Source organism: Pseudomonas sp. F01002 (genome assembly GCF_004402115.1).
Taxonomy (GTDB): Bacteria; Pseudomonadota; Gammaproteobacteria; order Pseudomonadales; family Pseudomonadaceae; genus Aquipseudomonas; species Aquipseudomonas frigoris.
Map to the genome: position 1 here is coordinate 250,173 of NZ_SOPU01000027.1, position 26,992 is coordinate 277,164.

Sequence of the window (26,992 nt, forward strand, 5' to 3'; positions counted from 1 at the left end):
ATCCGTATGCAACACCTGGCTAGTTAGCGCATATGAGCAAACCCCATTGGTACCAACCGCGACCTAGCAGCCGCTTCAAGCGATAAGGCTTCTGACAAAGCTGCTATCAGCTGGTACCGCGAGGAAAAGACTCACGTAAATGACGCAGAAGATCGCTTGGTAGCACGGCAGGAAGTTTCGCCGTGCCTTTGTTGGACAGCTGGATGGCAACGGTCTTGTTAAAGTCGGTGAATTTGACCTGAACCTTTTCCAGCATATGCTTGCGGCCGGCCAGTAGGATATCTGTGGCTTCGCGCACATCTTTTACCCCTCTGAGCAAGATTTTCCCCGTCACCCCTTCGTCTATTTCGACGCCCGAGACCTGGAGTGAGTCGACGGTGATTTCCTGATCTACGGCGCCCTGCAGAGCCGCGACCCACTCGATCAGGTTAACCGTAGGAGATGTCACTACCAAATTGAAACTGCAGGCTTCAAGCAGGCGGCTGATCAGCTCCTTGAGACTGCGCTGGTAATTTCTGAGCTCGATATGGGGTGGCGAATCGAAAAGGGTGAACTCTGTCGTCCGGTACCCAACCCGTTCAAGCACCTCTTCACTTCCAAAAGGAGTAGAGATCACCTCTTGGTAATTGTACTTCTCAATGTAACGCCCCTCGATGAAGTCATCCCGTATTCGCTCGATAGCAAAGCCATCCATTCTCTCATCCGTGAATGGCATTTCAATTAGCCTCTTCCCGACCGTTCGAATCGACAGGGGCCATTGTGCATTCAGCCATCTCACCCTGTTCATGCCGGTTCTCCTTGCGACTCAGCGCCCGCTAGAGCTTGCGCTCTAAGTTCCTTGATAACCTTGGCAGCGGTTTCTTCGATGATGCCCAGATAGGTTTCTTTATCGTCGGCGCTGACTGGTCGGATAGTCTTGGTGTACTGAAGCTCGACGAACCGATAAGCACCTCGAACGAAGTACTTGAAGCCTTTCCCTGGTATCGGATCCTCAAACGCGGCCTCAAATTCCACCATCGGTTGTGGTGCCTTGTTTAGGACCGAGCGCCAAATGATCGATGTGATGAAGAATCCCTTCCGGGTCAAGCTCTGATACTCCTCGGACGCCAGCAACGTCTCACCTTTCAGCGCGACGTTCTTCACCAGTGCCAATGCTTCCTCTTTGGCCACCTCAGCTTCCTGATCATCATCTAGGTCGAGCTCATCCTCCTCAGGTTCCTGAGGCAAGCGCTCAACCTTCACGCTGGTGACATTCTTCAACGAGAAGCCTGTGAGATTGCTGATCAGGGACGTAAAGAACTCTGTGCGCAAAGCAGGGGACTGGAATTCGCCGAGTTCGATGCGGATGGCGGGGATTTCAGCCCTGGCCTTGGTGTCCAGCTTGCCCTTGAGTTTGGAGTAGATGGTCTTCACACGGTCGTTGGCAGGCATTCGAATGACCGTCTTGTCCGCCGAGACGTGGAATTCGATCGAGGCTTCTTTGGGCGTGCGCTGGACCAGCCGCGTCTTGCCGTAGTCGACATCGGAGTACTTGATGTTGGCGACCACTTGGTTGCCGTCCTTGAGATGCTGAGTGACCTTCTCGTCCTCAGGAGACTCCTCGATGTATTCCCGGAGTAACTCCCGAATCCCTTCTACGGTTAGCGCAATCGGCAGGGTCACCGAAGTGAGCTTTTCCTGCCGACCGGAGTGCTCCCGCTGTTCCAGCAGAGTATTAAGATCATGATAGTCGTGCGCGAGGACCGAGATGTTGCTGACCAGGTCATCACGGCTGTCCTTAGCGGAGTAGAAAATCCCCCTATCTTTCGCGAGTTCAAGCAGAACCTTTTCGTTGATTTTCTGCTTGGCCGACATCAAGGCGTCGTAGATTTCCTTGTCCGTCGCACAGTACTGAAGCACATTTTTGCTCATTGGCGGGACAGCTCCAGTTCACAGAAGGCGGTACGCACGTGTTCAAGCCTGCCGAAGTCAATGGCGTCCAGAATCTGCCTTAGATCGTCCCCGCCCTCGTAGTCAGCAATGTACTGGTCTTTTGCCTTGGCGAAATTGGCCGAAGCATTGTGGTGCGGGTCGACCAGGCGGATCGTGACTTCCGTTTCGGCCTTGATTACCTGGTAGTGCATTAGGTACTCAATGAGGTATAGAAACTCATCGATCGAGATTCCTCGCTTGCGCATGAAAATCACGAAGCCCTGCTTGCTTCCTTTCTTGGAGTTCACGTAGGACAAAATGATCCAGGGTGCGGTCAGCATATCCAACGTTGCAGCCTTAGCGTGTTCGAGTTGGACGTTCTTCTTGCGAACCAGATGGGGGTAGTAGAACTTGCAGTGATCCCGCTCCGGCAATAGATCCGCTCCCCCGCGCAGGTGGATGATCTCGTGGTGAACGTTGTTCAACCAGTAGATATCCTCCGGGCCCATCACAACGATCTTGGAACCCTTCGGGATGTCTAGGTCGTCACATTTCACCTTTTCAAGGATCTTGGCGAAGTCCTTGTCGTACTCGTTATCGTGGTTGTAGACGAAAAGCAGACCCTGGATATTCGCCGATACATTCGGATGAACGTAGGTGTCGCTGAACTCCTGGCTGATCTCGGCGCACCGTAGGCTCATGGCCAAGCTCTCGATCGCATCCCGGATGGCCTGTGTTTTTATGGTGCCCTTTGCGTAACTCTTGAGGTCGCAGTTTACGTAGGTGCGGGATTGGGAGTACGGCTCGTTGTACCAAAAGACGACATCGGAGGGATGCGTCTTGACGTCGTGTTCCTGGCTTTCGCACGGCCAATTGATATTGGTGTGCTCCATTCGACCCCAGAGAAACTCGTTGAAAATCCCCTTCGACAGCTTCTCCGCCATCTTCGCGATGTTTATCGTCTCGGCCATAATTCCCTGGGTTCTTTATATTGGACAAAGCGGCGCTAGCGCCATGATGGCACTACCAATGGCACAGTAGACACGATGGTTGAACTGGCTACAAGGTGATCAGCTCTCCGACGATGCTGTCTATTGCAACTGGCAACAATGTGCAGCTCTTTCTGCCAATATTGGTTCGAAGAGTAGTGGTCAATTCCGACGGAATTGGTAGTCATCCCTCTCCCCCGACCTCCCTGCCCCTGCACACAGACGCCTGCCTGATGAGCAGTTCGACTCAGGCGCCTGGAGCACTCCCGTGCTCATTGGATTCTGTGGGCCAAGGAATCGATGATTCTGGAGGCGACTAATTTAAGTTGCCTTACTCAGATGGCAGATTCGCATTCAGAAATCTCTCTGATGGGTTGGAAACAGGGAACTAAGCCTCGATATAGCAAGGGTGAGCGTCTTTTGGCGTTCTGGTTTCAGGTCACAGGCCGTGACCGAATTACCTTGCCCATCATTGCGCCCGGCGACTGGCGGGCATATCACTTCCGGGCATGCACAGGAAATTCAGATGGATGAGTTTACGTTTTACCCATGTGTGGGAGGGGTGCTTGACGGTATTTCAATCACGATGCTGCACGGGCAACAGTGTTTCAAACCAGCAGGGGCGGCACCCGAAGTGCTTCCTTCTGCGCTTGAGGGTGAGGATCTCGTAGTTTTCGGTCGTTACCAACTCCAAGATCATACTCAGTTCGGAAAGGCCTGGGTTTTTCCCTTACCAGAGCCTTTTGACTTCGTCCTGATGCACTCTGCGGGTGATCAGCAGTGCCATGCTAGGGCTCTACTGATCGACCCCCCAATTTTTGGTAGCGACAAGGTCGATCATGAAAACTTCCAGACTTTGGACGGCAAACCGTATCCGCCTTATCAGCCTTTGGTCTGTGGGACTTGCGGCGTGCAAATCGTCAACCCGCTTGATTGCGTTGTAATTCCAAAATAGTCGGGAAACCGACCATCCCCCCCTGATGCTAGCCCTCGATGATTATTCCAATCACCAAGGGCTCTCCCAATGCCAGCTCTGTGCGCCTCATACTGCCAGTTTCCTCGGATCGTATCGTGCCGGCGGTGCATGTGCTGATTCACTTCCTACAAGGTTCCGGCCTGTTCGTTCGCGGCGGCGATATGCACGTCCTGCAGGGGCTGTCCAAATGGCTGGGCTAGTCAGCATGACCTGCGTTTGACGCTCCAGCGTCGGTGGAAGGGCCTTGTAAAGTGATGGTGATGGCACGATTTCTTCGATGGCGCTGCTGACACCTCGCCGACGTGCGCGAGTCAAGTGCCCAGGCTATTGGTGCATAGCCCGACATTGAGTTGGACTGAAGATCATCTCGTCTTGTTCTGTGACCTCGTCCACCTCCTGACAGCTGATCAGCAGGCGGATTCTATCGGCGAGTGCATTCATCGATTGAGCAGTGCTTAAGTAGCCTGTTTCCTCACTGTTCATGCAGATCAGCCCCAATGGGCTATGTTCGAGCCCAATCTCTCGATACGCCATCCAGAATACCTCTTGGTGTTCATCGTCGCAGCAGTCTGCGTACGCCTCGTTAATCTGCGGCACGCAGTCGAATAGCTCGGACAGCGATGTCATTACTATCTGCTCATCACCCTCAGCATCCAAGGTGACATGGTAGGCCGGCTCGTCCGTGCAAGTGACAGCCTCAACCATCCGGTTGATTAGGATTGAAGCGCTTGAATGGGATAGATCGATGCGTGAATCACTGATGGGAAAATTCATTATCGCTCCTGCTAAATAATTGATGGACTGAGAATGGAATTAGCGAAATAGCTCATGCCCACGAGCATGGCCGTGGCTATACAACGCCATTGCTCACGCATGGCCAGCCCCCACACGGAACGTGTAGTCGTATGCAAGCACAGGGCGAGGCTGGAGGCGTGAGGTTGGCGTTCGGTAGTCAGGGGGAATACTCGCCCGATGACGAGCCAGTCGAGTGGACGAGCCGATCTGGATCGGTATCAACGATGACGTCGCTGCGGGAAAAGGTGTTCAGGCTATGCGGCGATACCGTCACTCAGCCTCTACTGCAACCAAACGCCCGGCATCGACTGCCGAACTCCTTGGTCGCGGCCTTACAGATGTAGCTCACTCGGTGGAAGTACCGATCCATCTGCGCTGGATCGTCCTGAGAGAGGTTGAATGTGGCGTTTGCCGGGATATGCACCAAGCCCTCGGTATCATCGACGCATATTTTCAGCGCGCTGGCCCATGCGGCCTGAATGCGGCTGTACAGGTTCTCCCGCTCAGATTGAAAGCGTCCCACCGTGTGGAACGCATCCCTGTTGAGCAGCAGGACGAAGTGGAAGTGCGGGCGCCCCTCTCGTCCTACCTCTCTGACCCAGCACCAGCGAACGCTTGTCTGATGGGCAGAGCCATTCAGACGCTTGGCACGCTCACGTGCAATTTCAATCCTTACGGACAAGGAAGCGACAAACCTGGAGATGACGGCGTTGCTTGATGTGGGTGGCAAATAGTCATCTGGGAAACGTAGATCAAAACGTACCGCAAACACACGACGGTGGGCGCTCAGTGCCAACTGAGTCGTTTCAAGAAGACTTTCCAGGTATTCGGTGATGAAGGGAGCGTGGGACGCCATCACGGGTAAACCGCGAAACGTGTCCTCGTAGTGCAGCTGAAGATTGCTGTTGTCGGGGTGACGCTTGGGCTGGTGTGCCATGGAGGTGATCCGCTGAGTGAATTCATAAACTCAGTGGGCTGGGTATTTATTTACGGCTGGACTGACCTCGGCTCAGCGTCTGGCGCTGATCCTGTTACTGGTTGCGGGAGATGGGTGAACGAGCTCATAGCGCTTACCCCATTGAGGGGTAAGCCTGATAGGTCTCTGAATAGAACCTGTAGATTGGTAAATCCTATTGGCTACAACATGAGCAATGAGTAGGTCCTATAAATAATACTAATACCGAAACCAACCACCCCAGCCCCGCAAGGGAGTGGAGCAGCGAAGTGCCAGAGAACGCGGGAAGAATGGGACTGTTTCAGTGATTCAGATGCTCTGGAAATAAACTACTGATTGGAGCCATTCGATCAGCACGAACGCCGACCGAATGACTGGGCGCAAGCTCAGCCCATCGGCTGATCACGCTGCCTTTAGCTGTGGCACCGCAGAGAGAGACTCGTGAATATCACGCGCCTCGATCCTGGCCATGACCCACCCCATCACTTCGCTTTCAACCCAGCCGACAGCCCTGTCACCCAATGGCACTGGTTTTGGAAAGCTCCCCTCGCTGATGTACTTGTAGATCGTGGATCGACCCAGGCCGGTGGCGTGCTTGACGTCTTTCAGGCGAATGATCCTCATGAACTGGCTCCTCTGTATTCCGTTCAGAGGATTCGGAGGTCCTGTAGGAAAATACCTACGCGCTCTTTGCGTTGCTGCCTGGCCGGGTCAGCAAGCTGTAGCGGTATCGATCCTCAAGGGGAATGTCGGACTCGCGGGAAAAGTACTGCGGCCCAGCATATGGCTCGATGACTAAACAGCCACGGGGGTGATCTGAATCACGGGGTAGTGCAAGCAACGCGAAACGATAATAACCAAGCTCCATGGGCTGAGGAATGATGGCGAAGTCCATCGTACCAAACGAAGCATCGGAAGCATCGGAAGCTTGGCAAAGCAGATCTTTGATCCAGACCGCCAGCTCAAAAGCCCAGTCACAGATCGCATCCCCCAACATAACGTACTGGTCGTCGATTTTTTTCAGGTGGTCAGCATCCGGAGGTAGCAGCGGTTTTTGAGGTCGAAAGTCCTTGCCAATGAGCTCTCGCCATTCTTTAGCGTCGATCCACCGCTTAAACGGTTGGAGGCCCAGATCAGACCAATGCTTGGATAGAAAACCTGCGGTGTATTTTTCCAGCATCGTCTGTAATAAACGAAAAAATGACGGGAACTGCCCTTCAAAGGCGCCAAGAAGCGGCGCGCATGGACTCCTTCCATAAACGTTGGGACTGCCCTTGGGGAGGACAGTTTCGCTATAGAACCTATATGCGTGCAGCACATCTGGCACACGGTCGGGGAATGGGTCCCCTGTTACGCAGACCAGAACTGACGTGGCACTGCCTTCGTCTGATAACTCAGGGTGATTCAGGTTAAGGAAGTAGACGCTTTTCATTTTGGCGAAAAGCACCGAGCTGGTTGCACCCGGCACGTAGGCTCTGATCAGCCCCTGATCAATCAGACGCTGCACCCTGTGCTTCAAGCCCTCCTTGCTGAGCCCCGTGACCTTGCACAGCACTGAAGAGCCTAGGTCTCTGACCACACCGGTACGGTCCGCACGGCACAACAGCACACTCAGCAACAGACGATTCACGACGCTCAGTTGGCCGGGCTGCCTTTTGCCGCGCATGTCAGCCAACGCAGCCACATCCAGCTTCCGCTTCTCGGTTTTTTCGCTTGTTTGAGCAGCCTTTCTATTTTCGTGCCTCAGCAAATTGCCGACAGCTACCCCGTGATGAGTTGGTGGCAGCTCCGCTGCTTTATTGAGCTTTTTGTGAAAGTCCTCCTGGAGCCGGTAGCACCTCTTCGGTCGCCCCCTGCCCTCCACAGCGTCCAGAAAGGTCATTACGCCGCATTCAACCAACGCGTTCAGCGACTTAGTCACCTGGCGATCTGACAGCCCAAACTGCTTCGCCAAAGCCTTTACGCCAAGGCCCGCTGGATCAGCGGTGCCGAAGCATTGAACGAAGCGCGCTAGGAAATATTTTGCCTCTGGATCAAGACGGTTAACTTCGCAAAATAAAGCAGCTATAAACACGCCAAGCCTCAGATACATGCGTAGAAGCCAGTCATTATATCGCAACAATTACAGACTGTTATTAATTTTAATTCATTACGCATAATTATTTAAAATAAAACAAATTACTCGTAATTTAAATTACGAGTAATTAATTAAAACAATTACGAGTAATGTTAATTTTATTATAAATATTACTCGTAATTAATATCGGGCCGCGTATGCTTGCTACATCAGCACCAAGAAAACCAGAGAGGTTCATGGCATGCGCCAAAAATTGCGAGGGCTTGCATGGCTCGACAGCAACAATTCCAAGCAGCAAGAATGGGCCCACGGCTATTTGCAAGAGAAAGGCCTGATAGCCAAAGAACGTGAATCCTCAACGCCCGACGAGCTTCTACAGATCGGCGAGACCCTGGAGGACTCAGCGCAAAAACCCGATGGACTGGAAACCATTAAGAAAATGAGGAATGCCTGGCAGCAGGCGAAATTTAGAGCCTCAGAAAAGGACCGGAAGGCTTGCACGTTCAAGCTCAAAACCAAGGTGAAAAACGACCTGGCGGCACTAGCCAAGAAGAACAACACCAATAAAACCGACATGCTTAGCAAGTTGATCGCTGATGGACTGACGGCCAATACGAAATTGAGCGAGAAGCTCAAAAACGTAAATGAGTCGATCCGAGAAACGAAAGAGAGGCACACCAAGGAGCTGGAAAAGCTCAAATTTGCCGTCAAAAACGCCGAATGGCGCAGTGATGAGTTAATGACCCTTTTAGAGGTTAGCGTGGAATTGCTGTGTCGAGATGAAGTACTGCTGCAAGGCGCTTCCATTTCGACAGTCCTCACCGAGGGTCAGCAGCGCGAGATAGAAAAATTACGCAAGCAAACACTGAAAGAGACCAAGTCTGCGCTAGCAGGTCAGGTGAACCTCCGCCCTACAGGACTCCTTGAGCTCGCTATAAGAGAGAAAAGCACCGCCCGCCGCACGGCGGAAGAGGCTGCAAAAGAGGTAGCGGAAGACCAGCAGTAGACACCAATGCGACAGCTCACATTCAAGCGAGCACATCCACACTGGTCTCAGGTTCGAATCCCACACGATCGAGACAAGGGTCGCAATCAAATCAATTTAGCCACTACGCTACAGACTGGGGCATGACAGGAAGAACGGTATTCCAAATGGTATTCCACAAAAAAAATAAACAATAAAATATCGTTCAAAATCATAGTCTTATATTACAGGTTCAGATTACCCCGGCCCACCAAATACGAAGCAAAACAAAACCCGCCAAGTGCGGGTTTTGTTGCATCTGGGATTCGACAATCCATGCCCCACCGCCCCCCTGTGGGAGCGGGCTTGCCCGCGAAAAGGCCAGCCCTACCAATACAAAATACCCAGCGGCCGCCGAAGCCGCCGCCGCGACCTCCCTCGGAGACGCCCATGCGCCAAGCCCTCCTTATCATCGACGTCCAGCCCAGTTTCGCCCCACCTCAATGGCTCATCGAAGGTATCCAGACACTCATAGGCACGCTGCCCAGCGTCGCCACGGTCGAGCGCCACGACGAATCCAAAACTCCGTTCCAGAAACAACTCGGCTGGCATACCGCATCCGACGATGACAGCCTGATTCAGGCCGACCGCCTCTTCATCAAGCACGGCTACGCACCTTCACTGGAAACCATCGAGTATTTGAAAAGCCTGAAGGTGGATCGCGTGCTCGTCTGCGTTCTTCAGACCGAGACCTGCTGCCTGGCGGCGGGGTTTGCATTGTTTGATGCGGGGTTGCAGCCGACGTTGATTACGGACTTGACGATGGGGTCATCGCTGGATCGGACGGGAGAGTTGGGTGTCAGGCTTTGGAAGCATCATTTCAAGCACACGCTCAAATCGAGTGAGCTGTAATCAACGTATTAGTCGGCGATTCAACACAACAGGACCTATGCTGCGGGTTTGCCTGCAACCGCTTGAGCAACCACTCACTCAGGAAGATCAACATGAACGTATGGATCGCAGCCGTCCTGGCCGCCATGGTTTCTGTGCCTGTACACGCCGCCACCGAGATCGCTCCTCGTGTCGAGCAGGTCACCTTCAAAAAGGGCTCCGACACCGCCAGGTTCGCCCGATCCATCAAAGGCCCGCTCACCGCGCAGTACCGCCTAAACGCGAAGGCCGGCCAAATGATGACCGTGGACTTCAAGTCTTCCAACGCCTCTGCCTACTTCAACATCACCGCGAAAGGTGCGGACTATGCGTTGTTTAACGGATCTATCATGGGCAATCACTTTCTGGGACCATTGCCCGCCGATGGCGAATACACGGTTCAGGTATACCTGATGCGCAGCGCTTCTCGGCGCAATGAAGTGGCCAACTACAACCTTTCGTTAAGCCTGAGCTCGGGTGATGCAACGGATAGCAACCAGCCGTTCGACCAGACACTTGAATTGCAGGGCATTGGCTTTCACGTGACGAGCGTGTCGGTCGATGGAAGTCGTGCTCTACGCATTGCACCCCAAGGTCTGGAAATCGATAACACAGAGATCGTACGCCCGCTCACCGGCACCATCGTCCGAGCAGAGGTCGCCGACCTTGATCGCAATGGCTCTCCAGAGATTTACGTATTCATCAGGTCACCGGGGCGCGGGATGCCGGGCGAGCTCATTGCTTACGCTGCCAATCGCAAGAAGTCACTTAGCGAGATTTATCTACCACCTGTCAGCGAGAACCCAAAAATAGCGGTGGGCTACCAGGGCGAGGACGAGTTTGCCGTGGTGGAAAATGCGTTGGTGAAGCGGTTCCCGGTTTATGACAGCACGGATGCCGACGCGGGCAGGACAGGGAAAATTCGGCAGGTTCAGTACACGTTGATGCCTGGTGAGGCCGGGTGGATTTTGAGGGCTTTGGGGACGACTGAGTATTGAAGGATGCTCGTTAGTGAGTTGCTCCCGTTCGCCCCCACGGTCAAAGCCAAAACACTTCGGATGAAGACCCGAAGCCCTTCTACACTCACCTCTCACACGTCTAAAACACTCACCATACGAGCCCACATGACCTCCCTCAAAGACCGCTTGAAGCAAGGCAAGGATGCTCGCAAGAACTGCTCCCGCAGTTCGCAGGCGGCCATGGGGAAAGTAAATCGCGACCCGCTGCCGCTGATCAAAACGTCCAGTGAAGGCCGGATCACGTCGCTGGTCGAGTTGCGCTACGGCCGCATGCTGGTCTCGCCGTTCACCTTCTATCGCGGCAACGCGCTGCTGCAAGCCCACGACTTGGCCGAAACAGCCAACATGGGCCTGGTATCGCCCATCTGCGGCGACAGTCACCTGATGAACTTCGGCGGTTTTGCAACGCCGGAACGCAATCTGCTGTTCAGCGTCAACGATTTCGACGAAGCCCATCCCGGGCCTTGGGAATGGGACTTGAAACGTCTGGTGGCGAGTTTCGTAGTGGCCGCCCGCGACCTGCGCCATGGCGACACGGTCCAGGAAACAGTCTGCCGCCAGGTGGTCGGCGCCTACCAACAGACCATGCTCGAGTGCGCCGAACAAAGCGCCATGGAAACCTGGTACGAGTCCATCACTTATAACGATCTGCGGCAACAGGCAAGCAAAGCGACCCTGGAGCATGTGGAGCGCGCCATCGAAAAAGCCGAACGTCGCACCCATGCTGAACTGCTGCCGAAGATCAGTGAACGTGACGCACATGGCCGACTGATCATTCGCGATGACCTGCCGGAAATTTTCCACTTACACAACAACACCACGCTGCTGGATGCCGATGACGACTGGCTGCGCCTGTCGGACTGGCGGCCGCTTTACGACACGTTCATGCGCGACTATCCCGACACCCTGCAAGCCGACCGTCGCGAGCTGTTGTCGCGTTTTCATGCCCACGACATGGCGTTCAAAGTGGTCGGTGTGGGCAGCGTCGGGACTCGTTGCCTGGTGGCCCTGCTGACCGACGATCAGGAGTTCCCGCTGTTCCTGCAGTTCAAGGAGGCACGTCGTTCGGTGCTTGCCGATTATGTGAAGACTAAATTGCGGGTGCGGCATAACGGTCAGCGCGTGGTCGATGGCCAACGGTTGATGCAATCGGCCAGTGACCTGTTCCTCGGCTGGACCACCGGCCCCAGTGGTCGACACTTCTACGTGCGCCAGTTGCGCGACATGAAAGTCTCGGCTGAACTCGAGACTTTCGATGCGGACACCTTCGCCGCCTACGGACGCATTTGTGGCCGCGCCTTGGCCCGTGCCCATGCCAAATCATCCGGGAACGCTGCACACATCAGTGGCTACATCGGCAAGAGCGATGCGCTGGCCGACGCGCTGTTCAAGTATGCGCAAAGCTACACCGCGCAGAATGAGCGCGACTTCGAACGATTCCAGCAGGCCTGCCGCAAGGGCCGTTTGCGGGCGCGCTCGGAGGTGGACTTTGCGGCGGATCATTTGCCGTAGGCGTGTCTCAGGGCGTGAAACGGCGGGCACTCATCGACATGAATTTTTCTTCACCCCACGACCTTTCACCAACGGGTACATTGCGCTCGCTCATTCAAGAAACTACGGTTTGCCCGCCCTCCCGCGGGCTTTTTTTTGCCTGCTATTTTGTTTGCCCATGCACTAAAGAGTCCGTTTTTCGGGCCCTGCTGCAATCCCCTGACACAAACCACTCCCGACACCGCCATAGGGTGTACCATCAAGCACTGTCCATCAGATATCAGTTAGCCATGTCCACGCTAAGCGATGAGAGCCGCCAGATCGTAGCTTCTCTGGCGCACCGCGTTGGCCCCAACGCTGACATTGCAACAGTCGCGCAAGCGATCGCATCAATATTGCAGGATATGGACGCAGCCCTCACGCCCATCATTGGCCAGCAAGGGGTTGTCGCGCTTTATCGCCGCAGCCTTCATCTGTGCGCCTCCAACCATCCGCGTTTGGCCGGCACCTATGACAGTGTGCAGGCGGCCTCCCTGGATCTGACTGCCCTCAAGTCCGTACTCGTTGAGCAAAGCGATGCCGATGCGCTGTTTTTCGGTGAAGTGTTGCTGACCACGTTTTACGAGCTGCTGACCATGCTGATCGGGCCCTCGCTCACCGCACGTTTGCTTCGTGGCGTGTGGGAACCTTCTTTGAGCGACACCCCTTCGCAGGAAATTTCGCCATGAGCACCAAAGTGACTATCAACCGCCTGGCCACCGGCGTGCCAGGACTGGACGAGGTGCTGGGCGGAGGATTGCCGGAGTTTTCGTTCAACCTGATCGCAGGTCCGCCTGGCTGTGGCAAAACCACCCTGGCGCATCAGATGATGTTCGCCCTGGCGACGCCCGAGCGCCCGGCGCTGTTTTTTACGGTGCTGGGCGAGCCGCCGCTGAAGATGCTGCGTTACCAGCAGCAATTCGACTTTTTCGACAGCGAAGCGATCAACCAGTCGATCCGCTACGTCAACCTGGCTGACGATACCCTGGCCGGGAATCTGGACGAAGTGCTGCGACGTATCGTCAGCGAGGTGGAGGCTCACTCCCCGTCACTGGTATTCGTCGACTCGTTCCGTTCAGTGGTCCTGGCGAGCCAGACCCAGGACAACCCCAACAACAACCTGCCGCAGTTCGTTCAGCAACTGGGCATGTTGATGACCACCTGGCAGGCCACGACCTTCCTGATTGGCGAATACTTCACCGAAACCGACACCAACCCGATTTTCACCGTGGCCGATGGCCTGATCTGGCTGCGCCAGAGCGTTCAGCGCAATTCCATGGTGCGCAAGATGGAAATCATGAAGATGCGCGGCCAGCCGACGCTGCCAGGGCTGCACACCTTCCGTATCGCGACGTCGGGGATCAAGGTCTTTGCGCCTGCGCCACTCAGTCCGGTTGAAGCGCCGCTGGAGTTCCCCATCAAGCGCCTGAAAATGGGCGTGCCACAGCTCGACGAGATGCTGGGTGGTGGCCTGCCCCGTGGTTATTCCTTGCTGGTGGCCGGGCCATCAGGCTCGGGCAAAAGCATTCTGGCGTCCACCTTCCTGGCCGAAGGCGCGAGAAATGGTGAAACCGGCGTGATCGCGGTGTTTGAACAACGGCCTAATCACTCCCAGAACGCCACCCTAACGGGCCTGATCCAGAGCGGACAGGTCGGTCTGGTGGACAGCCGGGCCCCGGACCTGTCCATCGACGAGATCGTGCAATTGCTGCTCAGCGAGATCAGCCGGCTGAAAGCCACCCGTGTGGTGATCGATTCATTGTCGGGTTTCGAACTGGCGCTGGCGCCGACCTTCCGCGAAGACTTTCGCGAGTCGCTGTCGCGCATGGTCACTGCGTTGACGAGCGCCGGGGTCAGCGTGTTGATGACCTCAGAGCTGGAAGACCGCTACACCGACCTGCGTTTCAGCCCTTACGGTACGGCGTTTCTCACCGACGCCATCATCGTTCAGCGCTACATCGAAGTGCAGAGCCGCTTGCTGCGCATCATGGCCGTGGTCAAGGTGCGGGCCAGCGCTCACTCCGATGAGTTACGCCAGTACCACATCGACAATAACGGTTTACAGATCGGCGAGATGTTGCCAGACCAGGAAGGCTTACTCGGCGGCCGGCCTACCCGGCAGCGTTTGGGCAAAGACGACAGATGAGCAAAAACCATGAGTGAGGCCAATGGCAAGAACGAGCAAGCGATGGCCACTGCCGCTCGCGAACTGTTCCTGCTCGGCCAGAAGACTGTTGAAGCGCGGGCGGTGCTGTCGGCGCTGCAAAAAGAGCTGAGCGACGCCAACACCCGGCTGGTCGATAGCCAGCAGGTCGAGCAACTGATCGAGGCCAATCAGCAATTGGTGCTGGCCATTTTGCTGGCGCAGTCCGATGCAGAAACACCAAAACGCACGCACGAAGAACAACGACTGTTCCTGGAGATGCGTGAAGCCAACGCGCAATTGGTGATCGCGGCCCTCAGCGCGCAAGACCTGCAAGCCACGGCCGAACACACGCTGGAACAACAACGCAACATCCTCACCCTGGTGGCCCACGAACTGCGCAACCCGCTGACGCCCATCAGCATGATCGCCGGGCGTCTGGTGCGCGTGCCCAGTGAGGAACTGCCGCGCATGCAGGCGTTGATCGAAAGCCAGGTGCAGCACATGTCGCGGCTGGTGGACGATTTGCTCGACGTCTCCCGCGCCAGCACCGGCAAGCTGCGCCTCGATTGCGAAATCGTAGATATGGTGCAGATCATCCATCAGGCCATCGATGTGTGCAGCCCGGTGATGGTTGCTCACCATTTGCACTACACCGCTGAACTGCCCGAGTGCGCGTTGGCGGTGAATGGTGACCCGGTGCGCCTCACGCAGATCCTCGGCAACCTGCTGGGCAACGCAGCCAAATACACACCGGCACACGGCAATGTCACGCTGTCGGTGACCGCTGAAGCCGACGTGCTGCAGATGAGCATTTGCGATGACGGCATCGGTATTTCCGCCAAAGCGCTGCCCTTTATCTTCGAGCCCTTTGTCCAGGACGTTCACGCGGTCGGTTTCAATGGCGCGGGCCTCGGCATTGGCCTGACGGTGGTGCGCGAGCTGGTAGAAGCCCATGGCGGCACCGTGATCGGCATGAGTGACGGTGACAGCAAAGGCAGCACCTTCATCGTGACATTGCCGCTGGCGATTTGAGTTTTTCCGCTGGCCACGCAATGCTTGCGCGACGATCCCCGTGAACCGGAGCGCCCTATGCCGCTGTTGTCCCTGTCCTGTAAACGCTTGACGCTAGTGGTGCTCGACCCTGAACAGGCGGCGCTGGAAAGCGACTTCTACCGGCGCAACCTGAGGCATCTCGCCCGGTGGTCGCCGATTCGCCCCGTCGATTACCACAGCCCTGAACGCATCCGCCCGCGCCTTGAGGTGCAAGCCAGTGCTTTCCAGGCCGGTCTGGCGGTGCATTTCGCGCTCCTGGATCCGGACAACGGCCAGATGATCGGCGCCTGCAACTTCAGCGGCATCACTCGCGGGGCGTTTCAGGCCTGCTATCTCGGTTACCACATCGACGAATCTCATCAGGGCCGCGGCTTGATGCAGGAAGCACTGGAAGCGGGAATCGGCTACATGTTCGATGAGCAGAAGCTGCACCGGATCATGGCCAATTACATCCCTGGCAATGAACGCAGTGCGCGGCTGCTGCAGCGCCTGGGATTTGAACGTGAGGGCTATGCCAAGGCCTACCTGAGTATCGCCGGGCGCTGGCAGGACATGTGTTGACGGCGTTGATCAACCCGGCGCCGAATGCCGGGTACCGCTAAGCGCTCATCGTGTTATTGCACGACCACCTTTTGCGCAACGTCGGGCAACAGGCAGCCTTTGGCCATCCACTGACAATCCCGGTCCCAACGATAACCGGTTTCCAGGTTGCCTCGATCGTCATAGTAGGTCAGCCGCAATTGGCTGGGATTCAAATCAAGTTTGGCAAAACCGGCATGTGCGGTGGCAAACGAGGTGTCCTGCGATCCGGCGCCAACGGCGTAGAGTTTCTGGCCCCCGGCCCCGGAAACCACCCAGGCTGGCTCGGCCGCGCGTAGCAGCAGTTGCTGATTGTGGTCGTGCCCGGCCAGGAACATGTCGACCTTGTTGCGTTCCAGTGCGGGCAACAACAGGTTGACCAGTTCACCGTCTTCACCATGCTGGCCATGATTGCGGACCGGGTGATGGGCCGCCGCGATGCGCCATACAGGTGCCGGTCCCGGTTGCTGGAAGGCCTGGTCAAGCATGTCGATCTGACGCTGAAAGGATTCCCGTGGCGCCGAGGTGTCGAGGAACACCATTCGCACCAACGGTCGACCATCGACGCTGCCGAAATCCTTGACGTAGAAGTTGCTCGACATCTGCCAGCGACCCGAGCCCTTGCGCTGCCGGCCATATTCGAGTTCGACCTTTTGCGACTTGGGGTAATCGTGATTGCCCAGCACGGCGTAGAACGGCACATGACTCAGCCACTGGCCCCAATAGACGCGCTCGAATTTCATTTGCCAACTAAGGTCGTGGGTACTGGTCAGCGGTTTGCCATAGAAGTTGTCGCCCAACAACACGACCATGTCCAGCCGCCCGTCTCTGGCCGCGACTCGCTCCATGGCCTGCCCCACTCGCCACTGTTGCAAATCGCCGCTGCCCTGATCGCCCAAGGCGATCATCGACACGGCGGAAGGATCCAGACCACTCAACGGAACAAACGGCGCCGGCGGTGTAAACATCCAGTACCCGACCATCGCTGCGCCAATCAGTAGGATGACCGCGATGATGCTTAACCTGCGAACAGCTTTTCCGGGCACAAAACGTTTTGCAGCCGGCGATGAAATTGGGGGGCGTTTCAATCAAGGACTCGCATGGCCAGCCAGGCATTAAGGGAAAGCAAGGGTCGACATTTGCCATTAATAGATCACACCACTTGTTCACACTTTGTTAAGAATTCGCCCCGTGTACTTTTTTTAGCCCGTTGTTTTTCAGTAGGAGTGAGCCTGCTCGCGAAGGCAATCTCCTGACTTCCCCCCACAAGACGGACAACAAAAAACCCGCCACCCTCTTCAGGGTTGGCGGGTTTTGTCGTTCAAGTCTTTTGAATCAGCTAGCCGTCTGAGGTTGTGCAACGCTTTCAGGCCGCTCATGCGCTTGCAGCACCGGCTGCTCCAGCCGCGCCCGCCCGTAGAACGCCAGGGCCGTCAGCAAACACGCCAGCCACACGAAGATCCCGGCCCATAAGGTGTGGGACATGTAGTGCCAGCCTTGCACAACCCGCGTCGTGCCGTAGACAAAACCGAGCAGCAGCGAGCCGTACATGATCGCTTTGGAATAGCGCCAGCGGTAGCGGCGCGCCACAAAGTACAGCGCGAGCATGGTGAAACCACCCGAGGCGTGCCCGCCCGGCCAGCAGCGACCCTTGCCGGCAACTTTCAGCAGATCGAAATTCTGATACCACTCCTTATGCTCGATTTTCCCCGCGTACTGGGTCGTTTCGATCGGGCAGTACACGCTGGTGTGGCCCTTGAGGTAGTGGATCACACCGGTGCAGATGGAGAACGCGAACACCACGTAGAGGAAGTCCCGACGGTGCTTGCTGGCGAACCGAAGCACCGGTGCGACTTTGATTTTTTCCAGGAATGCGATGATTTTCGAATGCTTTTCGGCCTTCAGACGCGGCCAGAGAAACGACAGCAAGGCGCCGACGATCGCTAACTCTCCGGTCCAGTTCGGGATGATCCGCGCCCATTTATGGGTGATCTTTTCGAACAGTTGGATATGATCCAGCGGAAACGTCTGCGTGACCGGGTCATAAAAAAGATCATTGAAAGCAATATCGATTTTGGTCAGGTCGAACAGCAGGAAAACCACGACCGCACAGGCCAGCGGAATGCCGAAGTTCACCCAGTAAAAGCGGTAGCGGGAAGAAGTCAACATCGTGTTTCCTGATCCAGAAAGTGAATTCATTCGGCGGTCACCGAGTGCCAATCCGAGGCTTCGATGACACCGAGCATCCGGGGCGCCTGAGGCGTTTCGGCCGAGATAAACAAAGAAGCACCGTAGCCAAGGGTAGCGCTCGGCAATTTGAGGTCTTTCTCAAGTTGTGACATGCATTCGCTGTGGGTCACCAGAATCAGGTTTCGCCCGGCCACCTTGTGCGCCAGAGCGTCGCGCAGCATGGTGCCCTTGCAATTGATCAACCATTCTTCACCGACACTGACCTTGTTGAACATGTAGCCAGCGGTCTGCGCTGTACGGAGGACGGGGCTGTTGTAGATGTCGGCCTTGTTCAGCCCCAGTTGTCCGAACTGCGCACCGACACCCACCGCGACACTGCGAGAGCGTTCGGTAATGCCATCGTTACCGCTCAGACAGGCGGCGCTGGAATGATCGCAGCGTTCAACATGACGCACCAGCACGATTACGTTGCCCTTGGCCCAATCGGCCTTCAACGCCCGGGCGCCGGCCACATTGCCGTGGGCCAGGTCCGGTACAGCGGCAGGATGCAACAGCCAGACCGTCAGCGCAATCACCAACAGCGACGAGGTGAGCACGACAGCCGCATTGCGATAGCGGGCCAAACGGCTCAGATCAATCGAGCGTTTTACCCCGAATAGACTCAGTCTCAATACCACATCAAACCGCCTCGCCGGCACGCATCACTTTCATTCGGTGCGGCGAGAGTAAAGAGGCTGGCGTCGGCAGTCGGTGAAACGTATGTGAAAAAAAGCTTAAGACCTGCACAAAAGCCTTGTTACACATCGGTCCTACAAAAACCATTCAGCTCTCGCAATAGCTGCCGATACAGTCCTGCTACACACCTTGCTGGCTACCAAAAACAACAATCTTCCAGCCAACCGACGATCTAGAAGCACAACGTTCCTGGAGGACTTTTGATGAATAGCTGGTTCGGCAATATCAGCGTGAACATGAAGCTGGGCTTGGGGTTCGGCCTGGTCCTGGCCCTGACCTGCGTCCTCGCCCTGACCGGCTGGACGAGCCTGGGCGGATTGATTGATCGCAGCAACTGGATGAGCGACATCACCCAGCTCAATGCCGGCCTGACCAAGCTGCGCGTGGTTCGCCTGCAATACATGCTGACCAACGGCGACGAAACCGCCGCACAGAACGTCCAGACCACGCTCGAGGCGTTCTCCGCTCAGCAACAAGCGCTGCTGGTGAAATTCAAGAGCCCGGAAAACCTCAAGCTGCTCAAAGAGCAAGGCGCCGTCATCGACGCCTACAAGACGTCCCTGAACAAAATGCGCAGCGCCTACCGCACCGGTAATAGCGCGCGCGACGCCATGGGCGCCAATGCCGACACCGCGAACACGCTGATCAACGCCATCAACACCCGCGTGCAGCAAATGCCTCTGAGCGACCAGCGCTTCGAACAATTCCAGGCCATCACGGCGGCCAAGGAAGCCTTCTTGCTGGCCCGCTACGAAGTGCGCGGCTACACCGCGACCACCAACGCCGAGACCGAGCAAAAAGCCGTCGGCCAACTGGACGTGGCAATCTCCAGCCTGAAACCCCTCAACGTGCATTTCGCCGACACCCAGCAAGATGCCCTGCGTCAGCTGGAAACCGCACTGACCAACTACCGCAGCGCCTTGCAGGCTTATAAAGCGGCCAACACCGATGCGGTGCAGGCACGCAAGGAAATGACCGACCAGGGCGCCGCCATCGTGACCCTGAGTGATGAGCTGTATCAGATCCAGCTCGACCGCCGTGACGTCGAAAGCGCCCAGGCTCGCACACTACAGCTGATCAGCACCTTGCTGGCGTTGCTGGTGGGCATCATTGCTGCCGTGATCATCACCCGTCAGATTACCGGCCCGCTGCGCGACACCTTGGCCGTGGTTGAACGCATTGCCAGCGGCGACCTGTCCCAGGACGTCAAAGTGACTCGCCGCGACGAACTAGGCGTGTTGCAACAAGGCATCGCTCGCATGGGCGTGACCCTGCGTGACTTGATCAGCGGCATCCGCGACGGCGTCACCCAGATCGCCAGTGCTGCCGAAGAACTGTCTGCCGTGACCGAGCAAACAAGCGCCGGCGTAAACAGCCAAAAGATCGAAACCGATCAGGTGGCCACCGCCATGCACGAGATGACGGCCACCGTGCAGGAAGTCGCGCGCAACGCCGAAGAAGCCTCCCAGGCTGCGGCCGCTGCTGATGGCGAAGCCCGTGAAGGCGACAAGGTGGTGAACGAAGCCATCGCCCAGATCGAACGCCTGGCCACTGAAGTGGCGCGTTCCACCGAAGCTATGAGCGTGCTGCAACAGGAAAGCGACAAGATCGGCAGCGTCATGGACGTGATCAAGGCGGTAGCCGAACAGACCAACCTGCTGGCGCTCAACGCCGCCATCGAAGCGGCCCGTGCCGGTGAAGCCGGTCGTGGTTTTGCCGTGGTGGCCGACGAAGTCCGTGGCCTGGCTCAGCGCACGCAGAAATCCACCGAAGAAATCGAAGGCCTGGTGGCCGGTCTGCAGAACGGCACACAACAAGTGTCCGCCGTGATGAACAACAGCCGCGCCCTGACCGACAGCAGCGTCGCGCTGACTCGCAAGGCTGGCGTGTCACTGGAAAACATCACCCGCACGGTATCCAACATCCAGTCGATGAACCAGCAGATTGCGGCAGCCGCCGAGCAGCAAAGCGCCGTGGCCGAAGAGATCAGCCGCAGCATCATCAACGTGCGCGACGTGTCCGAACAGACCGCCGCCGCCAGCGACGAAACCGCTGCGTCCAGTGTTGAACTGGCGCGGTTGGGCAATCAGTTGCAGATGATGGTGAGTCACTTCCGGGTCTGACATTCACTTTGCGGTGAATGAAAGAACCAATCGCGAACAAGTCGGATCGCCGCACCGCCGCTCCCACATTTGATCGGCGTCGACCACTTAACCGTGGAACGACGCAAACCATTGTGGGAGCGAGCTTGCTCGCGATGGCTATCTAACAAACAAACGAGAGATTCGCTGTTAGCCCCATTCTCAAACACTAATCGCATTGGTAAACACCAACCGATTCCCGAACGGATCACTGATCGTCATGTCCTGGCTTCCCCAGGGCATGGCCTGAATCTGCGGGTGAGCAAAGGGATACTCCTTGGCCAGCAACTGCTGCTGGAACACTTCCAACTCATCAGTCTCAATCCGCAGCGCCGAGCCCGGCGTGCTGTCACCGTGGTGCTCGGAGAGGTGCAGCACACATTCGCCGCGAGAGACTTGCAGGTACAGCGGAAAACCGGGTTCAAAGCGATGCTGCCAGTCGATCTTGAAACCCAGGAAGTCGACGTAGAACTCCACGGCCTTGATTTCATCGAAAATCCGCAGGATCGGGGTGGTTTTGCCGAAGCTCATGGAGTTGCTCCCAGACTGATAAGGCCCAGAGTGTAGCTGGGCGAGATGTCAGCGCTTCGGCTTGGCGATGGCTTTCTTTAGTCTCAATGTGCCATCACTGTGACGCAGCACTCGGAATGTTTACTGAAACCCATCACGCAAGTCCCCTTGCCGCGCCAGAAACCGCCCTTCCCTTCTTCCGTTTGCCTGACCTTCGCTGTAACTCAACACACCGTTGACCCACACCCCATCGATACCTTCCGCCGCCCGTTGCGGATCATTGAAATCTGCCACGTCGCGTATCGTCACGGGATCGAACAACACCAGATCCGCCCAATGTCCTTCACGGATTTCGCCACGTTCCTTCAAGCCAAATCGCGCCGCCGACAACCCCGTCATCTTGTGCACGGCGGTGTGCAGCGGAAACAGCCCTACGTCTCGACTGAAATGTCCGAGCACGCGTGGGAATGCACCCCACAAGCGTGGATGCGGGAACGGGTCTTCCGGCAATCCGTCAGATCCCACCATCGACAGCGGATGCGCGAGGATTCTTCGTACATCCGCCTCGTCCATTCCGTAGTACACCGCACCGGCCGGTTGCAGGCGTCGGGCGGCATCAAGTAGCGGCACGCCCCACTCAGCAGCGATGTCCATCAGGTCACGGCCACCCACTTCAGGGTGCGGCGTTGACCAAGTGATGGTGATGCGATGAGCGTCGGTGACTTGCTTGAGGTCCAGCGTCGATGAACTCGCCGCGTAGGGATAACAGTCGCAGCCTACCGGGTGGGTTTTCGCCGCCTGCTCAAGGGACGCCAACAGTTGCGGACTGCGCCCCCAGTTACCGGCGCCCGCACATTTGAGGTGGGAAATGATCACCGGTGTTTTCGCATGACGGCCGATCTGGAATGCTTCATCCATGGCCTCCAGCACAGGCTCGAATTCGCTGCGCAAATGGGTGGTGTAAACCGCACCGAAAGCGGTCAGCTCTTCGGTCAATTGCATCACTTCATCGGTGGACGCCGAGAACGCGTTGGCATAGGCAAGCCCCGTGGACAGGCCCAACGCACCGGCCTCAAGACTGTCGCGCAGTTGCTCGCGCATCGCGCTGATTTCGTCCTGCGTGGCAGTACGAAACAGATCGTCGAGGTGGTTGCTGCGCAGCGCCGTGTGGCCGACCAGTGCGGCCACGTTCAGCGTAGTTTTCGCCGCTTCGACGGCTGCGCGGTAGTCGCTGAACCTCGGATAAACGAACGCAGCAGCGGTGCCGAGCAGGTTCATCGGGTCGGGAGGATCGCCGCGCAAACTCACCGGCGAAGCGCTGATCCCGCAGTTGCCGACAATCACGGTGGTCACGCCCTGGCTGAGCTTGGGCAGCATCTGCGGCTGGCGGATCACCACGGTGTCGTCGTGGGTGTGCACGTCGATAAAACCTGGCGCCAACACGCGGCCGGCGGCGTCGATTTCTTCGGTGGCGTTGGCATCGTGCAAGTCGCCGATGCGCTCGATGCGGCCGTTCAGAATCGCCACGTCGGCGGGGTAACCGGGCGCGTCGCTGCCGTCGATGATCAGGGCGTTGCGGATAAGCGTGTCGTACATCACGTCAGTCTCCCAGCGGCAAGTGATCGTCGCCGCCGCGGTAATCGTCCAGGGCGAGTTTGATCCGCCGCAGACGCTCTTGATTGTCTTCAGGATTGGCCAGCGCCAGCTCGGTGGCGAGCACGTCGATGGCCAGCAACATGCCGTAGCGCGCCGCCGTGGGTTTGTAGATGAATGAGGTTTCGACGCCTTGCAGCGGCAGCAGCACATCAGCCAATTGCGCCAGGGGCGAGTCGGCCCGGGTGATGGCGAGAATTCGTGCGCCGTAACTGCGCGCCAGCTCGACGGCCTCGAGCAGTTCGGGCGTGATGCCGGTCAGCGAACAGGCAATGACTGCTCGTTCGGCATCGAGGCTGGCGGCAGTCACGCGCATCATCACCGGGTCGTGGCACACCGCAATCGGGTAGCCGAAACGCACCAGCCGTACTTGCAATTCATCACTGCACAAAGTCGAGCAACCGCCCATGCCGAAGACGTGAATCATCCGCGCCTTGCCCAGCAATTTCACCGCGTCGGCGAAACGCGACTCATCGAACGCCGACAGATGCTGGCGTAGGGTCGATTCGATATCGCCAACGATCTGCCCATAAAACGCCGACTGCTCGGGCGCACTCGCGGGGTCGAGAAAACGGCTGCCAACACCGCTGGCCTGGGCCAGTTGCAGACGCAGATCGCGCAAGTCGCGACAGCCAACGGTGCGAGCAAACCGCGAGAGCGTGGCGGTGCTGACTTCCGCTCTCAGCGCCAGTTCATCGAGACTGGCGGCGGAGGCAAATCCTACGTCGTCGAGCATCAGCCGAGCGATGCGTCCTTCGCCCGCGCTGAAGGAATCCTGACGGGCGCGGATCTGGTAGAGGATGTCCATGGCGGGCGGCTCCGGCTAAAGCAGGTAAGAAAGGCCAACGGTCAGACCGAAGGCGACGACCGAGATAATGGTCTCGTCGAGCACCGTCCAGGTCTTGAAGGTCTGGGCGACGGTCATGTTGAAGTATTCCTTGATCAACCAGAAACCGCCGTCATTGACGTGGGAAAAGATAACCGACCCCGCGCCCGTCGCCAGCACCAACAGCTCCGGATGGGGATACCCCAGACCAATGGCCACCGGCGCGACGATCCCCGACGCGGTGGTCATGGCCACGGTGGCGGACCCGGTGGCGATGCGCATCAGCGCGGCGAACAGCCAGCCCATCAACAGAGGCGACAGGTGGAATACCTGGGCCAGGCTGACGATTTGGTCGGTGACACCGGCGTCCACCAGAATCCGGTTCAAACCACCGCCGGCGCCAACCAGCAAGGTGATGCTGGCAGTCGGTGCCAGGCATTCGTTGGTGAATTTGAGGATCGATTCGCGGTTGAAGCCTTGGGCCAGACCAAGCGTCCAGAAGCTCAGCAAGGTCGCCAGCAGCAAGGCGATCACCGAATTGCCGATGAACAACAGAAACTGATTGAAACCGCTGCCCGGCGTGGAAATCAGATTGGCCCAGCCGCCGATCAGCATCAGCACCACTGGCAACAGAATGGTCGCCATGGTGATGCCGAAACCCGGCAGGCTGTCGCGCGGTTCACGCTCGAGAAACTGACGCTCCAGCGGGTTATCTTCCGGCAGTTGAATGCGCGGCACGATGAACTTGGCGTAGAGGGGGCCGGCGATGATCGCGGTCGGAATCCCGATCAGGATCGCGTAAAGCAAGGTCTGCCCCACCGAGGCCTGATAGGCCTGCACCGCCAGCATCGCCGCCGGGTGTGGCGGCACCAGGGCGTGGACCACCGAGAGCCCGGCGACCATTGGCAAACCGACCATCAGAATCGACACGCCCACGCGCCGCGCTACGGTGAAAGCGATCGGCACCAGCAGTACAAAACCGACCTCGAAGAACAGCGGCAGTCCTACAAGGAAAGCGATGCAAACCATCGCACAGTGCGCATTTTTCTCACCGAAGCGGTCGATCAACGTACGCGCCATCTGCTCGGCACCACCGGACTCGGCCATCATCTTGCCGAGCATCGTGCCCAGCGCGACCACCAGCGCGATATGGCCCAGCGTTTTGCCGACGCCCGCTTCGTACGCCCCCACTACGCCCGACGGTGGCATCCCGGCCAGCAACGCCAGGGAGACCAGGGTGATTACGATGAACGGATTGAGCCGATAGCGGGCGATCAGAACGATCAGCGCGATGATGGCGATGGCGGCGTAAACCAGCAGCCAATAGCCGAAGGACGGTGTCATGCGGTACTCCTCGAAAGGGTCACGTCGAATGGGTTGTGAAACTCATAAAACATTTCGAGGTGTTATTTTCAAACGAGGTGAAAGTAATTTTCGTGGAGGGATAAGGGTTGTCGCGCTGAGGTATGGGTGGTCGCCGGTTATGAAAATCAAGGGGAGTTATTTACATGATCGTTCCCACGCGGGGGAACGATCAGTTGTCACTCTCAGTCGTGATTCACGCGGGCGCGCTTGAGCAGCTTCTTGCAGCGTTCGGACAAGTGCAGCACGCGCAGGTGCTTGCCGGCCTTGGCGTAGCGCTCGCGTAAGGTCTTGAGCGCGGCGATGGCCGAGTAGTCGACGAAGCTCAAGTGGCGACAGTCAATCGTCACCACGGACGGGTCATTGGCAGGATCAAATTGGTTGAGAAAAGGCGCAGTCGATGCGAAGAACAGCGTGCCATGCAGGTGATAGAGCTTACTGCCGTCGGCTTCGATATGAGCGTCGGCATAGAGCTCGCGAGCCTGTTGCCAGGCAAAGTTGAGCGCCGCGATGATGATCCCGCAGAGTACGGCGGTGGCCAGATCGGTGAACACCGTAATGACCGTTACCGCGATGATCACCAATACGTCGTTCAGCGGCACCTTGTTCACCACCCGCAACGAAGCCCAGGCAAACGTCTGCTGCGACACCACGAACATCACCCCGACCAATGCGGCCAGCGGGATGCGCTCGATCAGCGGCGAGAGGAAGAGGATGAACAGCAGAATCATCACCCCGGCCACCACACCGGACAGCCGACCGCGACCACCGGAACTGAGGTTGATCACCGTCTGGCCGATCATGGCGCAGCCGCCCATGCCGCCAAACACACCGGAGACCATGTTGGCCGCCCCCAGCGCCACACACTCGCGATCTGGGTAGCCACGGCTCTCGGTGATCTCGTCGGTGAGGTTCAGGGTCAGCAGGGTTTCCAGCAGACCGACCAACGCCATCAATATCGCGTAGGGAGCGATGATGCGCAGGGTTTCCAGGTTCCAGGGGATGTCTGGCAGCGCAAAGGTCGGCAAGCCACCGGCGATGTGCGCCATGTTGCCCAAGGTGCGAGTCGGCAGACCGAGCAGATAAACCGCCAGACCAACGCCCAGAATCGCCACCAGCGCCGGCGGCACAGCGCGCGTCAGACGCGGCAGCAAGTAAACGATGGCCATCGTCACGGCAACCAGCCCTGCCATCAAGTACAGCGGAGTGCCGCTGAGCCAGACGTCACCGCTCTTGAAGTGTTCCAGCTGCGCCAGAGCAATGATGATCGCCAGGCCGTTGACGAAGCCGAGCATCACCGGGTGCGGCACCATGCGCACCAGCTTGCCAAGCTTCAGCAACCCGAACGCGAGCATGATCAGCCCACCCAGCAGCACGGTCGCCAGCAAATACTGCACACCGTGCTGCACCACCAAAGCGACGATCACCACGGCCATCGATCCAGCGGCGCCGGACACCATGCCCGGCCGCCCACCAAAAAGCGCGGTCAGGGTGCAAATGATGAAGGCGCCGTAAAGCCCCATCAATGGATTGAGGTGAGCAACCAGCGCGAAGGCGATGCATTCGGGTAGCAGGGCGAAAGACGTGGTGAGTCCGGCCAGGGTATCGGCGCGCAGACGTTTGGGTTTCATGGCTGACCTAGAATACAGGC

At 57.4% G+C, this 26,992-nt stretch carries 25 protein-coding genes and 1 pseudogene; 11 read left to right on the forward strand and 15 right to left on the reverse strand.

The annotated features are described in order from the left end of the window. Positions 1 to 106: 106 nt before the first annotated feature. Genes E3W21_RS24010 through E3W21_RS24020 form a run of 3 tightly spaced genes read right to left on the reverse strand, consistent with a single transcriptional unit; the run spans position 107 to position 2,882 of the window. Positions 107 to 787, reverse strand: a complete 681-nt coding sequence (locus E3W21_RS24010) for a hypothetical protein (RefSeq protein WP_134422075.1) — start codon at positions 785 to 787, stop codon at positions 107 to 109. Further along, entirely contained in the window at positions 784 to 1,911 is a 1,128-nt protein-coding gene (locus tag E3W21_RS24015; RefSeq protein ID WP_134422076.1) for a hypothetical protein, read from the reverse strand. Before E3W21_RS24015 ends, E3W21_RS24010 begins: the two co-directional genes overlap by 4 nt. Next, positions 1,908 to 2,882, reverse strand: coding sequence for a hypothetical protein (locus E3W21_RS24020; protein ID WP_134422077.1), 975 nt, complete (start codon positions 2,880 to 2,882; stop codon positions 1,908 to 1,910). The genes E3W21_RS24015 and E3W21_RS24020 overlap by 4 nt, the downstream gene beginning before the upstream one ends. Positions 2,883 to 3,426: 544 nt before the next feature. On the opposite strand from E3W21_RS24020, the gene E3W21_RS24025 reads away from it, so the two are divergent. Together E3W21_RS24025 and E3W21_RS24030 are read left to right on the forward strand one after the other, a co-directional pair. Further along, positions 3,427 to 3,855 (forward strand): hypothetical protein, encoded by a 429-nt coding sequence (locus E3W21_RS24025; RefSeq protein WP_134422078.1) that lies wholly within the window; start codon positions 3,427 to 3,429, stop codon positions 3,853 to 3,855. Positions 3,856 to 3,893: 38 nt separating this feature from the next. Further along, positions 3,894 to 4,076 carry a hypothetical protein gene (locus E3W21_RS24030; RefSeq protein ID WP_134422079.1) on the forward strand — a complete coding sequence of 61 codons (183 nt, stop codon included), beginning with the start codon at positions 3,894 to 3,896 and terminating at the stop codon, positions 4,074 to 4,076. Between the two features lie 124 nt (positions 4,077 to 4,200). On the opposite strand, the gene E3W21_RS24035 is transcribed toward E3W21_RS24030, so the two are convergent. The 4 genes from E3W21_RS24035 to E3W21_RS24050 all read right to left on the reverse strand — a co-directional run bounded on the left by E3W21_RS24035 (position 4,201) and on the right by E3W21_RS24050 (position 7,718). After that, a complete protein-coding gene (locus E3W21_RS24035; RefSeq protein ID WP_134422080.1) occupies positions 4,201 to 4,650 on the reverse strand; it encodes a hypothetical protein in 450 nt (149 codons plus the stop codon). A 295-nt stretch (positions 4,651 to 4,945) separates the two neighbouring features. After that, positions 4,946 to 5,608, reverse strand: coding sequence for an inovirus Gp2 family protein (locus tag E3W21_RS24040; RefSeq protein WP_134422081.1), 663 nt, complete (start codon positions 5,606 to 5,608; stop codon positions 4,946 to 4,948). A gap of 420 nt (positions 5,609 to 6,028) precedes the next feature. Then, complete coding sequence (locus tag E3W21_RS24045) at positions 6,029 to 6,250, reverse strand: AlpA family transcriptional regulator (protein WP_134422082.1); 222 nt, start codon at positions 6,248 to 6,250, stop codon at positions 6,029 to 6,031. 55 nt (positions 6,251 to 6,305) lie between these two features. Further along, the gene (locus tag E3W21_RS24050) at positions 6,306 to 7,718 is read right to left on the reverse strand and encodes a hypothetical protein (RefSeq protein WP_134422083.1); all 1,413 of its coding nucleotides are present in this window, start codon (positions 7,716 to 7,718) and stop codon (positions 6,306 to 6,308) included. A gap of 226 nt (positions 7,719 to 7,944) precedes the next feature. Between E3W21_RS24050 and E3W21_RS24055 the strand changes: the two genes are divergently transcribed. The 8 genes and pseudogenes from E3W21_RS24055 to E3W21_RS24090 all read left to right on the forward strand — a co-directional run bounded on the left by E3W21_RS24055 (position 7,945) and on the right by E3W21_RS24090 (position 15,947). Next, positions 7,945 to 8,709: a hypothetical protein gene (locus E3W21_RS24055; RefSeq protein ID WP_134422084.1), complete on the forward strand. Its 765-nt coding sequence runs from the start codon at positions 7,945 to 7,947 to the stop codon at positions 8,707 to 8,709. 408 nt (positions 8,710 to 9,117) lie between these two features. Then, positions 9,118 to 9,579, forward strand: coding sequence for a cysteine hydrolase family protein (locus E3W21_RS24060; protein ID WP_134422085.1), 462 nt, complete (start codon positions 9,118 to 9,120; stop codon positions 9,577 to 9,579). A 92-nt stretch (positions 9,580 to 9,671) separates the two neighbouring features. Next, positions 9,672 to 10,595, forward strand: a complete 924-nt coding sequence (locus tag E3W21_RS24065; RefSeq protein WP_134422086.1) for a hypothetical protein — start codon at positions 9,672 to 9,674, stop codon at positions 10,593 to 10,595. Positions 10,596 to 10,721: 126 nt separating this feature from the next. Then, entirely contained in the window at positions 10,722 to 12,128 is a 1,407-nt protein-coding gene (locus E3W21_RS24070) for a DUF2252 domain-containing protein (RefSeq protein ID WP_129438673.1), read from the forward strand. Between the two features lie 38 nt (positions 12,129 to 12,166). Beyond that, on the forward strand, positions 12,167 to 12,835 hold the full coding sequence (locus E3W21_RS31960; protein ID WP_256661636.1) for a hypothetical protein: 669 nt from the start codon (positions 12,167 to 12,169) through the stop codon (positions 12,833 to 12,835). Beyond that, positions 12,832 to 14,292 (forward strand): ATPase domain-containing protein, encoded by a 1,461-nt coding sequence (locus tag E3W21_RS24080; protein WP_134422087.1) that lies wholly within the window; start codon positions 12,832 to 12,834, stop codon positions 14,290 to 14,292. Before E3W21_RS31960 ends, E3W21_RS24080 begins: the two co-directional genes overlap by 4 nt. Positions 14,293 to 14,301: 9 nt before the next feature. After that, positions 14,302 to 15,324 (forward strand): HAMP domain-containing sensor histidine kinase, encoded by a 1,023-nt coding sequence (locus E3W21_RS24085; RefSeq protein WP_134422088.1) that lies wholly within the window; start codon positions 14,302 to 14,304, stop codon positions 15,322 to 15,324. Between the two features lie 57 nt (positions 15,325 to 15,381). Beyond that, positions 15,382 to 15,947, forward strand: a pseudogene (locus tag E3W21_RS24090) (GNAT family N-acetyltransferase). 12 nt (positions 15,948 to 15,959) lie between these two features. Here E3W21_RS24090 and E3W21_RS24095 read toward each other — a convergent pair. The 3 genes from E3W21_RS24095 to E3W21_RS24105 form a co-directional block, all read right to left on the reverse strand. After that, positions 15,960 to 16,892, reverse strand: coding sequence for a metallophosphoesterase (locus E3W21_RS24095; RefSeq protein ID WP_256661637.1), 933 nt, complete (start codon positions 16,890 to 16,892; stop codon positions 15,960 to 15,962). A 367-nt stretch (positions 16,893 to 17,259) separates the two neighbouring features. Then, positions 17,260 to 18,093 carry a phosphatase PAP2 family protein gene (locus E3W21_RS24100; protein ID WP_134422090.1) on the reverse strand — a complete coding sequence of 278 codons (834 nt, stop codon included), beginning with the start codon at positions 18,091 to 18,093 and terminating at the stop codon, positions 17,260 to 17,262. A 26-nt stretch (positions 18,094 to 18,119) separates the two neighbouring features. Next, entirely contained in the window at positions 18,120 to 18,791 is a 672-nt protein-coding gene (locus E3W21_RS24105; protein WP_134422091.1) for a histidine phosphatase family protein, read from the reverse strand. Positions 18,792 to 19,052: 261 nt separating this feature from the next. Between E3W21_RS24105 and E3W21_RS24110 the strand changes: the two genes are divergently transcribed. Then, positions 19,053 to 20,972, forward strand: a complete 1,920-nt coding sequence (locus tag E3W21_RS24110) for a methyl-accepting chemotaxis protein (protein WP_134422092.1) — start codon at positions 19,053 to 19,055, stop codon at positions 20,970 to 20,972. A gap of 180 nt (positions 20,973 to 21,152) precedes the next feature. Here the strand turns inward: E3W21_RS24110 and E3W21_RS24115 are convergent, their stop codons facing one another. From E3W21_RS24115 to E3W21_RS24135, 5 genes are all read right to left on the reverse strand, one after another. Further along, the gene (locus tag E3W21_RS24115) at positions 21,153 to 21,521 is read right to left on the reverse strand and encodes a glyoxalase superfamily protein (RefSeq protein ID WP_129438690.1); all 369 of its coding nucleotides are present in this window, start codon (positions 21,519 to 21,521) and stop codon (positions 21,153 to 21,155) included. Between the two features lie 120 nt (positions 21,522 to 21,641). Further along, positions 21,642 to 23,099 carry an amidohydrolase family protein gene (locus E3W21_RS24120; protein ID WP_134422093.1) on the reverse strand — a complete coding sequence of 486 codons (1,458 nt, stop codon included), beginning with the start codon at positions 23,097 to 23,099 and terminating at the stop codon, positions 21,642 to 21,644. Position 23,100: 1 nt separating this feature from the next. After that, complete coding sequence (locus E3W21_RS24125) at positions 23,101 to 23,961, reverse strand: MurR/RpiR family transcriptional regulator (RefSeq protein ID WP_134422094.1); 861 nt, start codon at positions 23,959 to 23,961, stop codon at positions 23,101 to 23,103. Positions 23,962 to 23,976: 15 nt separating this feature from the next. Beyond that, positions 23,977 to 25,323, reverse strand: a complete 1,347-nt coding sequence (locus tag E3W21_RS24130; protein ID WP_134422095.1) for a gluconate:H+ symporter — start codon at positions 25,321 to 25,323, stop codon at positions 23,977 to 23,979. Positions 25,324 to 25,526: 203 nt separating this feature from the next. Continuing rightward, positions 25,527 to 26,972: a SulP family inorganic anion transporter gene (locus E3W21_RS24135; protein ID WP_134422096.1), complete on the reverse strand. Its 1,446-nt coding sequence runs from the start codon at positions 26,970 to 26,972 to the stop codon at positions 25,527 to 25,529. Between the last annotated feature and the right edge of the window lie 20 nt (positions 26,973 to 26,992).

Excerpts from the sequence above, each read along its gene's own strand:
- E3W21_RS24135 (WP_134422096.1), bottom strand. The coding sequence starts at position 26,972 with ATGAAACCCAAACGTCTGCGCGCCGATACCCTGGCCGGACTCACCACG.
- E3W21_RS24100 (WP_134422090.1), bottom strand. The coding sequence starts at position 18,093 with ATGTTGACTTCTTCCCGCTACCGCTTTTACTGGGTGAACTTCGGCATT.
- E3W21_RS24095 (WP_256661637.1), bottom strand. The coding sequence starts at position 16,892 with ATGTTTACACCGCCGGCGCCGTTTGTTCCGTTGAGTGGTCTGGATCCT.
- E3W21_RS24010 (WP_134422075.1), bottom strand. The coding sequence starts at position 787 with ATGAACAGGGTGAGATGGCTGAATGCACAATGGCCCCTGTCGATTCGA.
- E3W21_RS24030 (WP_134422079.1), top strand. The coding sequence starts at position 3,894 with ATGATTATTCCAATCACCAAGGGCTCTCCCAATGCCAGCTCTGTGCGC.
- E3W21_RS24035 (WP_134422080.1), bottom strand. The coding sequence starts at position 4,650 with ATGAATTTTCCCATCAGTGATTCACGCATCGATCTATCCCATTCAAGC.
- E3W21_RS24065 (WP_134422086.1), top strand. The coding sequence starts at position 9,672 with ATGAACGTATGGATCGCAGCCGTCCTGGCCGCCATGGTTTCTGTGCCT.
- E3W21_RS24025 (WP_134422078.1), top strand. The coding sequence starts at position 3,427 with ATGGATGAGTTTACGTTTTACCCATGTGTGGGAGGGGTGCTTGACGGT.
- E3W21_RS24115 (WP_129438690.1), bottom strand. The coding sequence starts at position 21,521 with ATGAGCTTCGGCAAAACCACCCCGATCCTGCGGATTTTCGATGAAATC.
- E3W21_RS24085 (WP_134422088.1), top strand. The coding sequence starts at position 14,302 with ATGAGTGAGGCCAATGGCAAGAACGAGCAAGCGATGGCCACTGCCGCT.
- E3W21_RS24130 (WP_134422095.1), bottom strand. The coding sequence starts at position 25,323 with ATGACACCGTCCTTCGGCTATTGGCTGCTGGTTTACGCCGCCATCGCC.
- E3W21_RS24070 (WP_129438673.1), top strand. The coding sequence starts at position 10,722 with ATGACCTCCCTCAAAGACCGCTTGAAGCAAGGCAAGGATGCTCGCAAG.
- E3W21_RS24080 (WP_134422087.1), top strand. The coding sequence starts at position 12,832 with ATGAGCACCAAAGTGACTATCAACCGCCTGGCCACCGGCGTGCCAGGA.
- E3W21_RS24110 (WP_134422092.1), top strand. The coding sequence starts at position 19,053 with ATGAATAGCTGGTTCGGCAATATCAGCGTGAACATGAAGCTGGGCTTG.
- E3W21_RS24055 (WP_134422084.1), top strand. The coding sequence starts at position 7,945 with ATGCGCCAAAAATTGCGAGGGCTTGCATGGCTCGACAGCAACAATTCC.
- E3W21_RS24060 (WP_134422085.1), top strand. The coding sequence starts at position 9,118 with ATGCGCCAAGCCCTCCTTATCATCGACGTCCAGCCCAGTTTCGCCCCA.
- E3W21_RS24045 (WP_134422082.1), bottom strand. The coding sequence starts at position 6,250 with ATGAGGATCATTCGCCTGAAAGACGTCAAGCACGCCACCGGCCTGGGT.
- E3W21_RS24015 (WP_134422076.1), bottom strand. The coding sequence starts at position 1,911 with ATGAGCAAAAATGTGCTTCAGTACTGTGCGACGGACAAGGAAATCTAC.
- E3W21_RS24050 (WP_134422083.1), bottom strand. The coding sequence starts at position 7,718 with ATGTATCTGAGGCTTGGCGTGTTTATAGCTGCTTTATTTTGCGAAGTT.
- E3W21_RS24125 (WP_134422094.1), bottom strand. The coding sequence starts at position 23,961 with ATGGACATCCTCTACCAGATCCGCGCCCGTCAGGATTCCTTCAGCGCG.
- E3W21_RS31960 (WP_256661636.1), top strand. The coding sequence starts at position 12,167 with ATGAATTTTTCTTCACCCCACGACCTTTCACCAACGGGTACATTGCGC.
- E3W21_RS24040 (WP_134422081.1), bottom strand. The coding sequence starts at position 5,608 with ATGGCACACCAGCCCAAGCGTCACCCCGACAACAGCAATCTTCAGCTG.
- E3W21_RS24020 (WP_134422077.1), bottom strand. The coding sequence starts at position 2,882 with ATGGCCGAGACGATAAACATCGCGAAGATGGCGGAGAAGCTGTCGAAG.